The organism is Pseudomonas guariconensis, from assembly GCF_900102675.1.
Taxonomy (GTDB): Bacteria; Pseudomonadota; Gammaproteobacteria; order Pseudomonadales; family Pseudomonadaceae; genus Aquipseudomonas; species Aquipseudomonas guariconensis.
On sequence record NZ_FMYX01000008.1, the window covers coordinates 177,454 to 193,988 of the forward strand.

The window sequence follows — 16,535 nt, forward strand, 5'->3', positions numbered from 1 at the left end:
TCGGTCCTGCGGATCAGGATTGACGCGTTGACGAGAGGGACAACAGCATGGCAAGCCCGATTACTTCCTCCACTGGTCTGGGTTCTGGTCTGGATATTTCCGGGATCGTCAAGGCGCTGGTGCAATCCGATACTGCCGCCAAGCAAGCGCAGATCAAGCGCCAGACCAGCAACAACAGTGCGATGATTTCGGGCATTGGCTCGCTGCGCAGTGCGCTTACGGCGTTCCAGGACGCCATGAAGAAGCTGAACGACAAAACAGCGCCGGCATTCAATGCCTATGCAGCGACTTCGGCCAATGAGTCCATTGTCAAGGTGACCTCGGGCAATACAGCGGTGGCCGGTAGCTACGACATCAAGGTCGATCAGCTCGCAACCAGCTCCAAGGTGGCCAGTCAGCGGTTTTCCGAGGGGGCGAATAAGTCTATCACTGCCGGTGACCTGACGATCTCCCAGGGTGACAAAACGTACACCGTGAAGATCGGTTCTGGCGCGACATTGCAGAGCGTGCGTGACCAGATCAACAAGGAAATGGGTGTCAACGGTATTTCCGCCAACATCGTCAACGAAGAGGGTGGTTCCCGCTTGGTGCTCAGCTCTACGACGACAGGTGCCAATACCGACATTTCGCTGGACGGTATCCCTGAGTTGGTGATCAATGGTAAGACTCAGCTTTCTGGTACCGGTGCTGGCTTCATTACTGCCAAGGCTCAGGATGCAGTGCTGACCATTGACGGACTCACCGTCAAGAGTGCAAGCAACACTGTCAGTAATGCCATCAGTGGCATGACACTGGAATTGATGGGGATGACACCCAAGCCTGACGGTGCGGCCACCAAGGTCACTGTCGCAGCCGATAATGAAGGGTTGAAAAAGTCAGTCCAAAGCTTTGTCGATGCCTACAACACGATGCAAAAAGCGATTAATTCGCTGACGACCACAAGCCGCGACAGTAACGATAATCTGGTGCTCGGGCCGCTGACCAACGATCCTACTACTCGCTCGCTATTGGCTGATGTGCGTAAAGTGTTGAGCGAAACGGGTGCGGGTTCGAGCCTGACCACGCTGAGTCAGTTGGGTATCAACACGACTCAGAAGGACGGTACGCTCGAGTTCAACAGTACCAAGTTCACCGCCGCCATGAACGACAAGAAGCTCGGCCCAGAGGTGCAGGAGCTGTTCACAGGCACCAATGGCATTTTCGAGCGAATGAACAAGGCCATCGAGCCCTACAACAAGACCGATGGCAGCCTGGCGACCCGTAAGGCCAACCTGGATAAGGCTGCCAAGAGTTTGGCCGATCAGCAGGCTGCCTTGGATCGTCGTACAGAGTCCCTGACCGAATCCCTTACCAAGAAGTACGTGGCTTTGGATACAGCCTTGGGCAAGATGAAAGCTCAGGCTGATCAAATTTCCTCGATCTTCGAGGCAATCAACGCCCAGGCCAAGAAGTCCTAATTCCGGCGTGTAGCTGAGATGCAAAAAGCCCGGTAGCGTCCTCTTGATGCCCCGGGCTTTTGGCTTTGTAGCTAAAGTTCTTTGACGCCGCGACGATACACAGGTATACGCAACCTTTTTCGCTGCAACGAGGTAGATCCATGAACCCGATGTTGGCCCTCCGGCAATACCAGAAAGTCAATGGTGTGGCGCAGACCTCCGTGGCCAGTCCGCACCGTCTGGTACAAATGCTCATGCAGGGCGGTCTCGATCGTCTTGCCCAGGCCAAGGGCGCCATGGCGCGCAACGACGTCCCTCAGCGCGGCATTCTGATCGGCAAGGCCATCGACATCATCGGCGGGTTGCGCGAAGGTTTGGACCTTGAAAACCATGCCGACAGCCTCACCGATCTGGACAACCTGTACAGCTACATGAGCCGTCGCCTGGTCGAAGCCAACGTCAAGAACGATCCGGCGATCATTGATGAGGTGGCGCGTCTGCTCATCACGGTCAAGGAAGGCTGGGACGCGATCGGCGATCAGCAGCCGGCAGACTGATTCGGGAGAGGTTGCAATGAGCGAGGTGATCGAGCGTATCGAGCAGACCCGTGAGGCGCTGCTGGCGGCATTGGATAGTCGTGATTGGGATGCGATCGGCGAGCTCGACCTGGAGTGCCGAATTTGCGTCGATGACGTGCTGGCGGAGGCCTCGCTCAACGAAGATGCGGTAAAGGGCAGCCTAGAGCAGTTGCTTGGCGTTTATCGGCAACTTATTGATATTGCAAGTGGCGAACGTCAATCGATAGTCGACGAGATGACGCAGATTCGTCAGGCGAAAAATGCCGCAAAGGTATACCATCTCTTCAGTTGACGCTGGAGGGGTGCAAAAAATCGCGCGCCATTAATTTGACTGTGTGCGTTTTTTTGACTTAACTAGTGACTGTTTTCGCAAAATCAGACGTCCGAGCACTGATCATTCAGTCGGAATGATGTCGAGCACGCCTGCGGGCGTCGAAATGACTAGGGAAGTTGCTAACGCATGTGGCGTGAAACCAAGATCCTCCTGATCGATGACGACAGCGAACGCCGCCGCGATCTGGCGGTGGTCCTGAATTTTCTAGGCGAAGAAAACCTCTCCTGCTCCAGCTATGATTGGCAGCAGGCGGTTGCTTCTTTGTCGTCGAGTCGCGATGTGCTGTGCGTACTGATCGGGACCGTGAATGCTCCGGCGGGTGTCCTTGGGCTGCTTAAGACAGTGGCTGCATGGGATGAGTTCCTTCCGGTTCTGCTTTTAGGTGAAATTTCTTCTGCGGACTTCCCGGAAGACCTACGCCGTCGCGTTCTGTTCAATCTCGAAATGCCGCCGAGCTACAGCCAGTTGCTCGATTCGCTGCACCGTGCCCAGGTCTACCGTGAAATGTACGACCAGGCCCGCGAGCGCGGCCGCCAGCGCGAACCCAATCTGTTCCGCAGCCTGGTCGGCACCAGCCGTGCCATCCAGCATGTGCGCCAGATGATGCAGCAAGTGGCCGATACCGATGCCAGCGTGCTGATTCTCGGTGAGTCCGGCACTGGCAAGGAGGTGGTGGCGCGCAACCTGCACTACCACTCCAAACGCCGCGAAGCGCCGTTCGTGCCGGTCAACTGCGGGGCGATTCCGGCAGAGTTGCTCGAGAGCGAGTTGTTCGGGCATGAGAAGGGCGCCTTCACCGGGGCCATCACCAGCCGCGCCGGGCGTTTCGAACTGGCCAACGGCGGGACCTTGTTCCTCGACGAGATCGGCGACATGCCGCTGCCGATGCAGGTCAAGCTGCTGCGTGTGCTGCAAGAGCGCACCTTCGAGCGGGTCGGTAGCAACAAGACCCAGAGCATTGATGTACGCATCATTGCCGCGACCCACAAGAACCTCGAGACCATGATCGAGGAAGGGACCTTCCGCGAAGACCTGTACTACCGCTTGAATGTCTTCCCCATTGAAATGGCGCCGCTGCGTGAGCGAGTCGAGGATATTCCGCTGTTGATGAACGAGCTGATCTCGCGCATGGAGCACGAGAAGCGCGGCTCGATCCGTTTCAACTCAGCATCGATCATGTCCCTGTGCCGTCACGGTTGGCCGGGGAACGTCCGTGAGCTGGCCAATCTGGTCGAGCGCATGGCAATCATGCATCCATACGGGGTGATCGGGGTTTCCGAGTTGCCGAAGAAATTCCGTTACGTCGATGACGAAGACGAGCAGATGGTCGACAGCCTGCGCAGCGATCTGGAAGAACGCGCGGCGATCAACGGTCACGCGCCAAGCTTCTCCGGCAGCGCCATGCTCCCGCCAGAAGGGTTGGACCTGAAGGATTATCTGGGCAACCTCGAGCAGGGCCTGATCCAGCAGGCATTGGACGACGCCAACGGTATCGTCGCGCGAGCCGCCGAGCGCTTGCGTATCCGCCGCACCACGCTGGTGGAAAAGATGCGCAAGTACGGCATGAGCCGTCGAGAAGGTGACGATCAGGCAGAAGGTTGACGCCTTCTGCTTTTCTACAAGCGGGGCTGCTTTGCAGCCTTCGCGCCGGCAAGCCCTCTGCAGCCGGGTGGTGCAACGCCGCCTTGCGATGAAGGTCGCGGCATTTCCTTATACCCGGCACGGCTATTGCTACATCGCTGGCAACACACCGTTTTTATGACGGTCAGCCACGCGAGAGAGCATGATGCCCCAGGTCGCCCACATCTCCCGAACCCCCGACGCGCACGGCCGCACCTCGGTCGAGCAGGAAAGCCGTCAGGGCCTGGAGCAGGCGTTCGCCCTGTTCAATCAGGTTTCTGATCAGCTCAGTGAGTCCTACAGCCTGCTCGAAGCTCGGGTCAGCCAGCTCAAGGGTGAACTGGCCGTGGTCAGTGCTCAGCGCATGGCCGAGCTGGATGAAAAAGAGCGCCTGGCCAATCGTTTGCAGAACCTGCTCGACCTGCTGCCCGGCGGGGTGATCGTCATCGACGATCAGGGGTATGTGCGCGAGGCCAACCCGGCGGCATGCGAGTTGCTGGGCGAGCCATTGGTCGGTGAGCTCTGGCGCCAAGTGATCGCCCGCAGCTTCGCCCCGCGCAAGGATGACGGCCATGAAATCTCGTTGCGTGACGGTCGGCGGCTGTCCATCGCCACGCGCTCGCTCGATGCCGAGCCCGGGCAACTGGTGCTGCTCAACGACCTGACCGAAACCCGCCGCCTGCAAGATCAACTGGCCCGCCATGAGCGGTTGTCGTCGCTGGGGCGCATGGTCGCTTCACTCGCCCATCAGATCCGCACGCCATTGTCGGCGGCGATGCTCTATGCCGGCCATTTGGCCGACGCAGAAAAAGAATTGCCCAAAGAAACCCGCCAGCGCTTCGCCGGCAGCCTCAAGGAGCGCCTGCACGAGCTGGAGCATCAGGTCCGTGACATGCTGGTGTTCGCTCGCGGCGAGCTGCCGCTGGGCGACCGCATGAGCCCCAAGGCTTTGTTCCAGGCGTTGCAGCAGGCAGCCCAAACCCATGTCCAAGGCCATAGCGTGCGCTGGCAATGCGACAGCCATCTCGGTGAGCTGCTGTGCAATCGCGACACCTTGGTGGGCGCCTTGCTCAATCTGATCGAAAACGCCTTGCAAGCCAGCACCGGGCCGGCGCGCCTGAAGGTGCACCTGTACCGGCGCGATCAGGCCCTGCACTTGTGCATCAGCGATGCCGGCTGTGGCATCGAGGCCGAGCTGCTGGCGCGCTTGGGCGAGCCCTTCCTGACTACCAAGTCCACCGGCACCGGCTTGGGGTTGGCGGTGGTCAAGGCTGTCGTGCGGGCGCACCAGGGTAGTCTGCGGCTGCGCTCGAAGGTCGGCCGAGGAACGTGTGTGGACGTGGTGCTGCCGTTGATCGGCGGGCCGGCGATGGGGGAGGCGTGATGACGATCAAGGTGTTGCTGGTCGAGGACGATCGTGTCCTGCGCCAGGCCTTGGGCGATACCCTGGAAATCGGCGGTTTCGCCTACCGTGCGGTGGGCAGTGGCGAGGAGGCGCTCGAGGCAGTGGCTGGCGAGTCCTTCAGCCTGGTGGTCAGCGATGTGAACATGCCGGGCATGGATGGGCACCAGTTGCTGGCTCAGCTGCGTACCCAGCATCCTCAATTGCCGGTGTTGCTGATGACTGCCCACGCCGCGGTGGAGCGTGCCGTGCAGGCCATGCGCCAGGGCGCTGTCGATTACCTGGTCAAGCCGTTCGAGCCCAAGGCGCTGCTGAGCCTGGTGGAGCGTCATGCCGCCGGGCGCGTGGGCGGTGCCGATGAAGAGGGGCCGGTCGCCTGTGAGCCGGCCAGTCGGCAATTGCTGGAGCTGGCCGCGCGCGTGGCGCGCAGTGACTCGACCGTGCTGATTTCCGGCGAGTCCGGGACCGGCAAGGAAGTGCTGGCGCGCTATATCCATCAGCAATCGCCGCGCGCGGCGCAGCCCTTCGTGGCGATCAATTGCGCAGCCATTCCCGACAACATGCTCGAAGCCACGTTGTTCGGCCATGAGAAAGGCGCCTTCACGGGGGCCATTGCCGCCCAGGCCGGCAAGTTCGAGCAGGCCGATGGCGGCACTTTGTTGCTCGACGAGATTTCCGAAATGCCCCTGGGCTTGCAGGCCAAGCTTCTGCGCGTGCTGCAGGAGCGTGAGGTGGAGCGGGTGGGTGGGCGCAAGCCGATCGCCCTGGACATCCGCGTGCTGGCGACCACCAACCGAGACTTGGCCGAGGAGGTCGCCGCCGGGCGCTTCCGTGAGGACCTCTACTATCGCCTGTCGGTGTTCCCGCTCGCCTGGCGCCCGCTGCGCGAGCGCAGCGCCGACATTCTGCCGCTGGCTGAGCGCCTGCTGGCGCGCCATGTGGCCAAGATGAAGCATGCCCCGGTGCGGTTGTCCGCCGAGGCGCGAGCCTGCCTGCAAGGGCATCCGTGGCCAGGTAATGTGCGCGAGCTGGACAACGCTTTGCAGCGCGCCTTGATCCTGCAGCAGGGTGGGGTGATCGAGGCGGCGGATTTCTGTCTGGCCGGTGCCATTGCCTTGTCGGTACCTGCGGTGGCCGTGAGCGAGGTACCTGCCGAATCCGGGGGGCTGGGCGATGACATGCGTCGCCATGAGTTCCAGATGATCATCGACACCCTGCGCGCCGAGCGTGGCCGCCGCAAGGAAGCCGCCGAGCGCTTGGGTATCAGTCCGCGGACACTGCGCTACAAGCTTGCGCAGATGCGTGATGCGGGGTTCGACGTCGAAGCCAGCCTGTACGGCTGAAACCAGTTTTAAAGGTCGCATGCAGGGCTGGCACTCTTGTTGCTAGTTCCAGCCCATTCGCTGCATGAGCGTCAAAAAAATGCGGCCGCCGGAGAGAAGAAGTCCATGACCCAAGGTGTTGAATTCAATCGTCTGATGCTGGATATGCGGGCCATGCAGGCCGAAGCCATGTCCCAGCCCAAGGTCGCTGCCGCGCCTGAACTGGCCCCTGGCCAGAGCAGCTTTGCCGACATGCTCGGCCAGGCCATCGGCAAGGTCAATGAGGTACAGCAGGCCTCGACCCAGCTGTCCAACGCCTTCGAGATCGGCAAGAGCGGTGTTGACCTGACTGACGTTATGATTGCTTCGCAAAAGGCTTCCGTGTCGTTCCAGGCCCTGACCCAGGTCCGTAACAAACTGGTCCAGGCGTACCAGGACATCATGCAGATGCCGGTTTGAGGACAGAGTGAGCCATGGCTGAAGCAGTCGTCGACAATCCCCCCGCCAAGAGTGGTCCGCCAGCGCCCAAGCCGCCGCTGTTCGGCATGTCGTTCCTGGAAAACATTTCGCAGATGCCCATGCTGCGTCAGGTCGGCCTGCTGGTCGGACTGGCCGCGAGCGTGGCGATCGGCTTCGCCGTGGTGCTTTGGTCGCAGCAACCGGACTACCGGCCGCTGTACGGCAGCCTGGCGGGCCTGGATGCCAAGCAGGTCATGGACACCCTGGCCTCCGCGGACATCGGCTACCGCGTGGAGCCCAACTCCGGCGCCTTGCTGGTCAAGGCCGACGATCTCTCCCGCGCGCGCCTTAAGCTGGCTGCTGCCGGTGTCGCGCCAAGCGATGGCAACATCGGCTTCGAGATTCTCGATAAAGAGCAGGGCCTGGGTACCAGCCAGTTCATGGAGGCCACCCGCTACCGTCGGGGCCTTGAAGGCGAACTGGCGCGTACCGTATCGAGCCTGAACAACGTCAAGGCCGCCCGTGTCCACCTGGCCATTCCCAAGAGCTCGGTGTTCGTGCGCGACGAGCGCAAGCCCAGCGCATCGGTACTGGTCGAGCTGTATCCGGGACGCGCCCTGGAGGCCGGCCAGGTCATGGCCATCGTCAACCTGGTGGCCACCAGCGTGCCGGAACTGGACAAGTCCCAGGTGACCGTGGTCGACCAGAAGGGCAACCTGCTCTCCGAGCAGTTGCAGGACACCGCCTTGACCATGGCCGGCAAGCAGTTCGACTACAGCCGCCGCATGGAAGGCCTGTTGACCCAGCGTGTGCACAACATCCTGCAGCCGGTGCTGGGCAACGACCGCTACAAGGCCGAGGTATCGGCCGACGTCGACTTCAGCGCGGTCGAGTCCACCTCCGAGCAGTTCAACCCAGATCAGCCAGCGCTTCGCAGCGAGCAGTCGGTCAATGAACAGCGCTCCAGCAGCCAGCCCCCGCAAGGCGTGCCCGGTGCCCTGAGCAACCAGCCGCCGGCCGGTGCCTCGGCGCCTGAAAATGCCACCGCCTCGGCGCCGCCTGCCGGTGCGATCCAGCCAGGCCAGCCACTGGTGGACGCCAATGGCCAACAGATCATGGACCCGGCCACTGGCCAGCCGATGTTGGCGCCTTACCCGGCTGACAAGCGTCAGCAGACCACCAAGAACTTCGAGCTCGATCGCTCCATCAGCCACACCCGTCAGCAGCAGGGCCGCCTGACGCGCCTGTCGGTGGCCGTGGTAGTGGACGACCAGGTCAAGGTCGACGCCGCCACCGGCGAAGCCACCCGCGCCCCATGGGGTGCCGAGGACCTGGCGCGCTTCACTCGCCTGGTGCAGGACGCAGTGGGCTTCGATGCCAGCCGTGGCGACAGCGTGACCGTGGTCAACGTGCCGTTCTCCGCTGACCGTGGCACGGAGCTGGAGGACATTCCGTTCTACTCGCAGCCTTGGTTCTGGGACATCGTCAAGCAGGTGCTGGGTGTCGTGTTCATCCTGGTGCTGGTATTCGGTGTGCTGCGTCCGGTGCTCAACAACATCACAGGTGGCGGCAAGCAGGCCGCCACCGACAGCGACATGGAGCTGGGCGGGATGATCGGTCTGGATGGCGAACTGGCCAACGACCGCGTCACCCTGGGTGGCCCGCAAAGCATTCTGTTGCCGAGCCCGAGCGAGGGCTATGAAGCACAGTTGAACGCAATCAAAGGCCTGGTGGCCGAAGACCCGGGTCGCGTGGCCCAGGTCGTGAAAGAGTGGATCAACGCCGATGAGTGACAACCGAGCCGTTACCGCCAAGCTGAGCCGCGTCGACAAGGCGGCGATCCTGCTGCTCTCCCTGGGCGAGACCGACGCCGCCCAGGTCCTGCGACACATGGGGCCCAAGGAAGTGCAGCGGGTCGGTGTGGCCATGGCGCAGATGGGCAACGTCCATCGCGAACAGGTCGAGCAGGTGATGAGCGAGTTCGTCGAAATCGTCGGCGACCAGACCAGCCTGGGCGTGGGCTCCGACGGCTATATCCGCAAGATGCTCAACCAGGCTTTGGGCGAGGACAAGGCCAACGGCCTGATCGACCGCATCCTGCTGGGTGGCAACACCAGTGGCCTGGACAGCCTCAAGTGGATGGAGCCGCGTGCCGTGGCCGATGTCATCCGCTACGAACACCCGCAGATCCAGGCCATCGTAGTGGCCTACCTGGACCCGGACCAAGCCGGTGAGGTGCTGAGTAACTTCGACCACAAGGTGCGCCTGGACATCATCCTGCGCGTCTCGTCGCTCAATACCGTGCAACCGGCGGCGCTCAAGGAGCTGAACCAGATCCTCGAGAAGCAGTTCTCCGGCAACTCCAATGCCGCGCGCACCACCCTGGGCGGTATCAAGCGCGCCGCGGACATCATGAACTTCCTCGACAGTTCGGTCGAAGGCCAGCTGATGGATGCGATCCGCGATATCGACGGCGACCTGTCCGAGCAGATCGAAGACTTGATGTTCGTCTTCAACAACCTGGCCGACGTCGACGATCGTGGCATCCAGGCGCTGCTGCGCGAGGTGTCCTCCGACGTGCTGGTCGTCTCGCTCAAGGGCGCCGACGAGAAGGTCAAGGACAAGATCTTCCGCAACATGTCCAAGCGCGCCTCGGAACTGCTGCGCGACGACCTGGAGGCCAAGGGGCCGGTGCGGGTCAGCGACGTGGAGACGGCGCAGAAGGAAATCCTCACCATCGCACGGCGTATGGCCGAGGCCGGCGAGATCGTGCTTGGCGGCAAAGGCGCCGAAGAAATGATTTAAGCCGCAAGTGGCACGCTTGGAGCGGCAAGAAAAGCGTATGGCCTTTTCTTGTCGCTGCAAGCGTGCAGCTCGTAGCCATGAGGTTTTGACATGTCCACCAATGAACACCTCAGCGATCTGATCCGCGCCCGCGATCTTGAGGGCGTCGATGTCTGGGCGTTGCCCAGCTTCGACCCGGAGCCAGAGCCGGAGCCTGAACCGGAACCTGAGATCGTCGAGGAAGAAATCGAGGAGGTGCCGCTGGAGGAAGTCCAGCCACTGACCCTCGAAGAGCTCGAAGCGATCCGTCAGGAGGCCTACAACGAAGGGTTCGCCACCGGTGAGCGCGAAGGTTTCCACAGTACCCAGCTGAAAGTGCGTCAGGAGGCCGAGGTGGCTTTGGCGGCCAAGCTGGCCAGCCTCGAACAACTGATGGGGCAACTGCTCGAACCTATCGCCGAACAGGACACCCAGATCGAGCGTGGCCTGGTGCAGTTGGTGGCGCACATGGCTCGTCAGGTGATCGGTCGTGAGCTGCGCAGCGATTCAAGCCAGATAACCCATGTGCTGCGCGAGGCGCTCAAGCTGCTGCCCATGGGCGCCGAGAATATCCGCATCCATCTGAACCCTCAGGATTTCGAGCTGGCCAAGGCCCTGCGCGAACGCCACGAAGAGCGTTGGAAGCTGCTCGAGGACGAGTCGCTGTTGCCTGGCGGTTGCCGGATCGAAACGCTGCACAGCCGCATCGATGCGACCATGGAAACGCGCCTGGAAAAGGCGCTGGCGCAATTGTTCGACCAATTGCACGACCAGTCCCTGCACCCGGCCGCGCCGGATCTTGCCCTTGAGCTGGAAACAAGCATCCCGGAGCATGGCGATGCGTCTTGAGCGCACCAGCTTCGGCAAGCGCCTGGGCGGTTATGCGGCGGCGGTTAAATTACCGGACCAACCGGTGGTGGAGGGGCGCTTGCTGCGCATGGTCGGCCTCACCCTGGAGGCCGAAGGCCTGCGCACCGCAGTCGGCAGTCGCTGTCTGGTGATCAACGACGACAGCTACCACCCGGTGCAGGTCGAGGCCGAGGTCATGGGCTTTTCCGGCGCCAAGGTCTTCCTCATGCCGGTGGGCAGTATCGCGGGTATCGCGCCCGGGGCGCGCGTCGTGCCCTTGGACGACAGCGGTCGGCTGCCCATGGGCATGAGCATGCTCGGGCGAGTGCTCGATGGTGCCGGGCGTGCCCTGGATGGCAAAGGTGGGATGAAAGCCGAAGACTGGGTGCCGATGGACGGCCCGATCATCAACCCGCTCAACCGCGACCCGATCAGCCAGCCGCTGGACGTGGGTATCCGCAGCATCAACGGGCTGCTCACGGTGGGGCGTGGGCAGCGTCTGGGCCTGTTCGCCGGTACCGGTGTGGGTAAATCGGTATTGCTGGGCATGATGACGCGCTTCACCGAGGCCGAGATCATCGTGGTCGGCCTGATCGGCGAGCGGGGCCGCGAGGTGAAGGAGTTCATCGAGCACATCCTCGGTGAGGAAGGGCTCAAGCGCTCGGTGGTGGTGGCCTCGCCTGCCGACGATGCGCCACTGATGCGCCTGCGCGCGGCGATGTACTGCACGCGAATTGCCGAATATTTCCGTGACAAAGGTAAGAACGTTCTGCTGCTGATGGATTCGCTGACCCGTTTCGCCCAGGCCCAGCGGGAAATCGCCCTGGCCATCGGCGAGCCGCCGGCGACCCGCGGCTATCCGCCTTCGGTGTTCGCCAAACTGCCCAAGCTGGTCGAGCGCGCGGGCAATGGCGAGCCAGGCGGTGGCTCGATCACTGCTTTCTACACGGTGCTGTCCGAAGGTGACGACCAGCAGGACCCTATCGCCGATGCGGCGCGCGGCGTGCTCGATGGCCACTTCGTGCTGTCTCGGCGGTTGGCCGAGGAAGGGCATTACCCGGCCATCGATATCGAAGCGTCCATCAGCCGGGTCATGCCCCAAGTTGTCGATCCGGATCACCTGCGCCAAGCCCAGCACTTCAAGCAGTTGTGGTCGCGCCTGTCTCAAAGCCGCGACCTGATCAGCGTCGGTGCCTATGTGCCAGGCGGAGACCCGGAGACCGACCAGGCCATTGCTCTGCAGTCGAGCCTGGTGGGCTTCTTGCGTCAGGGCCTTCAGGAAAACGTCGGCATGGCCCAGAGCCGCGAGCAGCTCGGCGCCATCTTCGCTTCGCCTGCAGGCGGCTGATAGGTCATGGCCTTGCCCAGTCGAGCCGCGCGCCTGGCGCCGGTGGTGGAGATGGCCGAGGAGGCCGAGCGCAAGGCCGCCCAGCGCCTTGGCCACTTCCAGCAGCAGTTGGCCCAGGCCCACGCCAAGCTGGCCGAGCTTGAGCGTTTTCGCGAAGACTATCAGTTGCAGTGGATCAACCGCGGCGGACAGGGGGTCAACGGCAACTGGCTGGTCAACTACCAACGCTTTCTCGGTCAGTTGGAAACGGCGATGACTCAGCAGCGCCAGAGCCTGGCCTGGCACCAGAACAACCTCAACAATGCCCGGGGCATCTGGCAGCAGGCCCATGCGCGGGTCGAGGGGTTGCGCAAGCTGGTGCAGCGATATCTCGACGAAGCCCGGCGGGCGGAAGACAAGCGTGAGCAAAAGCTGTTGGATGAATTATCCCAGCGTTTGCCGCGTCATCATCACCTGTAACCGTCTTGCTGGCGTCTGCGCCAATTTGCGATTGCCGGTAGCGCCTGCTAAACCTACTAGGATCGCATTCGCCATCATCATCGAAGGAATCGCTGGCATGGCTGTCGAATCCGATTTTTCACAGGACGAGAAAAAACTCACGATCACCGTCAAAGGGCGGTTTGACTTCGGCAGGCATCAAGAATTTCGCAATGCCTACGAACGACAACCCGTCCGCCCTGACTCAGTGGTCGTGGACCTCAAGGACGCCACTTACCTGGACAGCTCGGCATTGGGCATGCTGCTGTTGCTGCGCGACCATGAGGGCGGTGAAGACGCCTGCATCAGCGTGATCAACACCAGCCCTGACGTGCGCAAGATCCTCGCCATCTCCAATTTCGAAAAACTGTTCGATATCAGTTGAGCGTCGCCATGCCGGCCGAACGGGCGCTGAGCGTGCTGATCGCCGAAGACGGTGCGGCAGACCGGTTGTTGCTGGCGCAGATCGTCCGGCGCCAGGGTCATGAAGTGTTCACCGCGGAAAACGGCGAGCAGGCCGTGGCGCTGTTCGCCGAACGGCGGCCGCAGCTGGTGCTGCTCGATGCGCTGATGCCGGTGACGGACGGTTTCGAGGCGGCGCGTCGGATCAAGGCGCTGGCCGGCGAAGCGCTGGTGCCGATCATCTTTCTCACCTCGCTCAACGAGCAGGACGCCTTGGTGCGCTGCCTGGAAGCCGGCGGCGACGACTTCATGGCCAAGCCCTACAGCGCGGTGATCCTCGGCGCCAAGATCCGCGCCATGGATCGGCTGCGTCGGTTGCATGCCACGGTGCTCGAGCAGCGAGACCAGATCGCCCGGCATCATCATCACCTGCTCAACGAGCAACGGGTCGCCAAGGCGGTGTTCGACAAGGTGGCCCATGCCGGATGCCTACGCGCGCCCAACATTCGCTACCTGCAATCTCCCTACGCGCTGTTCAATGGCGACCTGTTGCTGGCGGCCTATACCCCCAACGGCAACCTGCATGTGCTGCTGGGCGACTTTACCGGTCATGGCTTGCCCGCCGCGATTGGCGCCATGCCTTTGGCCGAGGTGTTCTACGGCATGGCCGCCAAGGGCCATGGTGTCGCAGAAACGCTGCGGGAGATGAACGCCAAGCTCAAGCACATCCTGCCAGTGGACATGTTCTGCTGCGCCCTGATGCTCGACCTGAGCTATCAACGTGGCACGGTGGAGGTCTGGAACGGCGGCATGCCGGATGGTTACCGTTTGTCCGCTACAGGAGAGGTGCTGGCCACGCTGCAATCGAGGCACCTGCCACTGGGCATCCTCTCGCCAGAGCGCTTCGATGACAGCACCGAGGTGTTGCCGCTGGCGGTGGGCGAGCGGCTTTTGCTGCTTTCCGATGGCGTGGTCGATACCTGCGATGACCAGGAGCGGTTATTCGGCGTGCAGCGCCTGGAGCAGGTGCTGCGCGCCAATCGCGATCCGGCGCAGTTGCTGCCGGAGCTGATGCAAGCACTGGAGCATTTTGGCGGGCGCCCCCGGGACGATATCAGCCTGTGTGACGTGTCCATGGTCGAGCCCCAGTGGCAGGCGCCAGCGGCCGTGCCCGACAGCGAGGTCAGCCGATCTGGTCCGTTGCATTGGTCGTTGCACTTCGAATTGCGTGGCGAAAGCTTGAAACGTTTCAATCCCGTGCCATACCTCGTTCAACTGCTGCAGGAGATCCATGGCCTGCGGCCAAACGGTGGCCTGTTGCACACAGTCCTGAGCGAGTTGTACGCCAACGCCCTGGAACATGGGGTGCTTGGCCTGGATTCGCGTCTCAAGCACGACGCCCAAGGATTTGCCGACTACTACCGCGAGCGTAGCCTTCGCTTGGCGCGACAGGATGACGGCTTCGTGCGAATCGATCTGGAAGTTGAACCCTGGGCCAGGGGCGGGCGTCTGAAGATCGACGTACGCGACAGCGGCCTGGGATTCGACGTTGCCCAGGTGCTGTCCGGCCAGCGGCAGGCCCAGGGGTTGAGCGGGCGCGGACTGAACCTGGTGCGCAGCCTCAGCCAGAGCGCCGAGTGGCTTGAGGGTGGACGTTGTGCGCGGGTGGTATTCTGTTGGTGAGCAGCTGGCGCCGGACCCTGCGCAAGCAGGCCCCATGGACTTGATCAAAGGAGTGAGCAAGTGGCTGACATGCATATCGACCCGAAGATCCTCAGTGACCTGCAAGAGGTCATGGAGGAGGGGTATCTGCAATTGCTCGAGACTTTTCTGGAAGACTCCGAGCGCCGCCTAGACCAATTGCACGGGGCCCGCAGCGCCGAGGAGCTGGGCTTGGCGGCCCACAGCTTCAAGGGCAGCAGCGGCAACATGGGCGCGGTGGGCCTGGCCGAGCTGTGTCGGCAGTTGGAGGAGCGTGTGCGAAAGCATTCTCTGTATGGCATCGAGGACCTGATCAACCGGATCGACCAGGAGTATCTCGAGGTTCAGCGCTTCTACCGCGCCGAGCGCGCGCGTATTTCCGCAGGTTGAAGCAACCTGGCGCGACTTTTGCCTGTCTTTGCCTGGACGATTCACGATTATTCGGCGCGGAGACCTTTCAATGCCTGTCGCATCCAATCCTTTGCTGCAAGCCAGTGTGGTGAGCAAGCCATCGCGCGCGGCTGCTCAGACGGCGGACAAGCCGCAGGCGGCGGGCTCCCAGACGGGGGGCTTCGATCAGGTCATGGCCCGCCAGGGGCGTGATGACAAGGCGACCCAAGCCAAGGCCAAGGACAAATCCGACAGTGCGATCGACGGCAAGACCGAGCCTGCCGATACGCAGCCGGTTGCCGATGGCGGCAAAAGCTTGCCAATGGTCGATCAAACCAGCGACAGCAGCGAATCGAGCTTGCTCGATGCCAGCCTCGTGGCCGGGCAGGTCACCGATGCCCAGCCTGGCGCGCAATTGATTCAGGCGCAGGCAGAGGCAGTGGCGCCTGTGCTGCAGGCCGCGGTGCAGCCTCAGGCCGCGCCTGTCGAGACGCCGTCGGAGCAGGCGCCGGCCGTGGAGGATTTCGACCCTGCGGCCGATCCGTTGGCCAACCTGCCGACCTTGCGCCTGGCCCTGGAACAAAGTGCACAGGCCAAAGGGACGACCTCCGCCCATGCGGCGCCCACCAGTCAAAGTGACAGCGGCCAGCCCGACGATGGGCAGGTAGCCGTCAATACCTTGGCGAGCCTGATCGACAAACCGCAAGCTGAAGGCGACACCTCGCAGCCAGGTGACAAAGCCTTCAGCGAGCTGCTCGATAACGGCTTGAAGGATACCAAGAGCGCCAGCAGCGACACGCGGGTCGACGACTTCGCCAATCGCCTGGCCAGCCTGACCCAGGCCGCAACGCCCAAGACCGCCAATGCCGTACCGCCCAGCCCACTGCATCAGCCGCTGCCGATGAACCAGAACGCCTGGGCCGAAGGATTGGTGAATCGCGTCATGTACCTGTCCAGCCAGAACCTCAAGTCCGCAGACATTCAACTCGAACCCGCCGAGTTGGGCCGCCTGGACATCCGCGTCAATGTCGCGGCGGATCAGTCTACCCAGGTCACCTTCATCAGTGGTCACGCCGGGGTGCGTGACGCTCTGGACAGTCAGGTGCATCGCCTGCGCGAACTGTTCGCCCAGCAGGGTCTGGCCCAGCCTGATGTCAACGTTGCCGATCAATCCCGCGGCCAGCAGCAACAGCAGGCTCAGCAGGAGGGCTCGAACCTGTCCGGGGTCGCGGCGCGGCGCGCCACGGCCGGTGGCGAGGACGATGGTGAACTGGCCGATGGTGCACAGCCGGTCGAACATCAGGTGGTGATCGGCGACAGCGCCGTCGATTACTACGCCTGAGGGCTGCGGCGCAGCCCATCTCAGGCCGTCACCAGCTCCTACGCTTGTCGGT

General features: G+C 62.5%; 16 protein-coding genes. All 16 read left to right on the forward strand.

Going from position 1 to position 16,535, the window contains the following annotated elements:
• Positions 1–47: 47 nt before the first annotated feature.
• The 16 genes from fliD (at position 48) to BLS27_RS15225 (ending at position 16,483) form a co-directional block, all read left to right on the forward strand.
• Positions 48–1,457: a flagellar filament capping protein FliD gene (gene fliD / locus BLS27_RS15150; RefSeq protein WP_090345478.1), complete on the forward strand. Its 1,410-nt coding sequence runs from the start codon at positions 48–50 to the stop codon at positions 1,455–1,457.
• A 140-nt stretch (positions 1,458–1,597) separates the two neighbouring features.
• The gene (gene fliS / locus BLS27_RS15155) at positions 1,598–1,993 is read left to right on the forward strand and encodes a flagellar export chaperone FliS (protein ID WP_043210879.1); all 396 of its coding nucleotides are present in this window, start codon (positions 1,598–1,600) and stop codon (positions 1,991–1,993) included.
• A 16-nt stretch (positions 1,994–2,009) separates the two neighbouring features.
• Positions 2,010–2,306 carry a flagellar protein FliT gene (locus BLS27_RS15160; protein ID WP_043210877.1) on the forward strand — a complete coding sequence of 99 codons (297 nt, stop codon included), beginning with the start codon at positions 2,010–2,012 and terminating at the stop codon, positions 2,304–2,306.
• A gap of 168 nt (positions 2,307–2,474) precedes the next feature.
• Entirely contained in the window at positions 2,475–3,950 is a 1,476-nt protein-coding gene (gene fleQ / locus BLS27_RS15165; protein ID WP_090345480.1) for a transcriptional regulator FleQ, read from the forward strand.
• A 184-nt stretch (positions 3,951–4,134) separates the two neighbouring features.
• Positions 4,135–5,352, forward strand: coding sequence for a sensor histidine kinase (locus BLS27_RS15170; RefSeq protein WP_043210980.1), 1,218 nt, complete (start codon positions 4,135–4,137; stop codon positions 5,350–5,352).
• Positions 5,352–6,713, forward strand: coding sequence for a sigma-54-dependent transcriptional regulator (locus BLS27_RS15175; RefSeq protein WP_090345482.1), 1,362 nt, complete (start codon positions 5,352–5,354; stop codon positions 6,711–6,713). Before BLS27_RS15170 ends, BLS27_RS15175 begins: the two co-directional genes overlap by 1 nt.
• Before the next feature lie 105 nt (positions 6,714–6,818).
• Complete coding sequence (gene fliE, locus BLS27_RS15180) at positions 6,819–7,151, forward strand: flagellar hook-basal body complex protein FliE (RefSeq protein WP_043212757.1); 333 nt, start codon at positions 6,819–6,821, stop codon at positions 7,149–7,151.
• Positions 7,152–7,165: 14 nt separating this feature from the next.
• A complete protein-coding gene (gene fliF, locus BLS27_RS15185) occupies positions 7,166–8,944 on the forward strand; it encodes a flagellar basal-body MS-ring/collar protein FliF (RefSeq protein ID WP_070571548.1) in 1,779 nt (592 codons plus the stop codon).
• A complete protein-coding gene (fliG, locus tag BLS27_RS15190) occupies positions 8,937–9,956 on the forward strand; it encodes a flagellar motor switch protein FliG (protein WP_043212764.1) in 1,020 nt (339 codons plus the stop codon). The genes fliF and fliG overlap by 8 nt, the downstream gene beginning before the upstream one ends.
• A gap of 90 nt (positions 9,957–10,046) precedes the next feature.
• Positions 10,047–10,823, forward strand: a complete 777-nt coding sequence (fliH, locus tag BLS27_RS15195; RefSeq protein ID WP_043212766.1) for a flagellar assembly protein FliH — start codon at positions 10,047–10,049, stop codon at positions 10,821–10,823.
• Positions 10,813–12,171 (forward strand): flagellar protein export ATPase FliI, encoded by a 1,359-nt coding sequence (gene fliI / locus BLS27_RS15200; RefSeq protein ID WP_070571550.1) that lies wholly within the window; start codon positions 10,813–10,815, stop codon positions 12,169–12,171. Before fliH ends, fliI begins: the two co-directional genes overlap by 11 nt.
• A gap of 6 nt (positions 12,172–12,177) precedes the next feature.
• Positions 12,178–12,630, forward strand: a complete 453-nt coding sequence (gene fliJ, locus BLS27_RS15205; protein WP_043212772.1) for a flagellar export protein FliJ — start codon at positions 12,178–12,180, stop codon at positions 12,628–12,630.
• 97 nt (positions 12,631–12,727) lie between these two features.
• Positions 12,728–13,033 (forward strand): STAS domain-containing protein, encoded by a 306-nt coding sequence (locus tag BLS27_RS15210; protein WP_043212774.1) that lies wholly within the window; start codon positions 12,728–12,730, stop codon positions 13,031–13,033.
• Between the two features lie 8 nt (positions 13,034–13,041).
• Positions 13,042–14,733 (forward strand): ATP-binding SpoIIE family protein phosphatase, encoded by a 1,692-nt coding sequence (locus tag BLS27_RS15215; RefSeq protein ID WP_090345484.1) that lies wholly within the window; start codon positions 13,042–13,044, stop codon positions 14,731–14,733.
• A 60-nt stretch (positions 14,734–14,793) separates the two neighbouring features.
• A complete protein-coding gene (locus tag BLS27_RS15220; RefSeq protein ID WP_043212781.1) occupies positions 14,794–15,141 on the forward strand; it encodes an Hpt domain-containing protein in 348 nt (115 codons plus the stop codon).
• A gap of 70 nt (positions 15,142–15,211) precedes the next feature.
• On the forward strand, positions 15,212–16,483 hold the full coding sequence (locus BLS27_RS15225; protein ID WP_090345486.1) for a flagellar hook-length control protein FliK: 1,272 nt from the start codon (positions 15,212–15,214) through the stop codon (positions 16,481–16,483).
• The last annotated feature ends 52 nt before the right edge of the window (positions 16,484–16,535 follow it).

Bases quoted from the DNA above. Each gene is read 5' to 3' on its own strand.
- fliD (WP_090345478.1), top strand. From the start codon at position 48: ATGGCAAGCCCGATTACTTCCTCCACTGGTCTGGGTTCTGGTCTGGAT.
- fliS (WP_043210879.1), top strand. From the start codon at position 1,598: ATGAACCCGATGTTGGCCCTCCGGCAATACCAGAAAGTCAATGGTGTG.
- BLS27_RS15160 (WP_043210877.1), top strand. From the start codon at position 2,010: ATGAGCGAGGTGATCGAGCGTATCGAGCAGACCCGTGAGGCGCTGCTG.
- fleQ (WP_090345480.1), top strand. From the start codon at position 2,475: ATGTGGCGTGAAACCAAGATCCTCCTGATCGATGACGACAGCGAACGC.
- BLS27_RS15170 (WP_043210980.1), top strand. From the start codon at position 4,135: ATGCCCCAGGTCGCCCACATCTCCCGAACCCCCGACGCGCACGGCCGC.
- BLS27_RS15175 (WP_090345482.1), top strand. From the start codon at position 5,352: ATGACGATCAAGGTGTTGCTGGTCGAGGACGATCGTGTCCTGCGCCAG.
- fliE (WP_043212757.1), top strand. From the start codon at position 6,819: ATGACCCAAGGTGTTGAATTCAATCGTCTGATGCTGGATATGCGGGCC.
- fliF (WP_070571548.1), top strand. From the start codon at position 7,166: ATGGCTGAAGCAGTCGTCGACAATCCCCCCGCCAAGAGTGGTCCGCCA.
- fliG (WP_043212764.1), top strand. From the start codon at position 8,937: ATGAGTGACAACCGAGCCGTTACCGCCAAGCTGAGCCGCGTCGACAAG.
- fliH (WP_043212766.1), top strand. From the start codon at position 10,047: ATGTCCACCAATGAACACCTCAGCGATCTGATCCGCGCCCGCGATCTT.
- fliI (WP_070571550.1), top strand. From the start codon at position 10,813: ATGCGTCTTGAGCGCACCAGCTTCGGCAAGCGCCTGGGCGGTTATGCG.
- fliJ (WP_043212772.1), top strand. From the start codon at position 12,178: ATGGCCTTGCCCAGTCGAGCCGCGCGCCTGGCGCCGGTGGTGGAGATG.
- BLS27_RS15210 (WP_043212774.1), top strand. From the start codon at position 12,728: ATGGCTGTCGAATCCGATTTTTCACAGGACGAGAAAAAACTCACGATC.
- BLS27_RS15215 (WP_090345484.1), top strand. From the start codon at position 13,042: ATGCCGGCCGAACGGGCGCTGAGCGTGCTGATCGCCGAAGACGGTGCG.
- BLS27_RS15225 (WP_090345486.1), top strand. From the start codon at position 15,212: ATGCCTGTCGCATCCAATCCTTTGCTGCAAGCCAGTGTGGTGAGCAAG.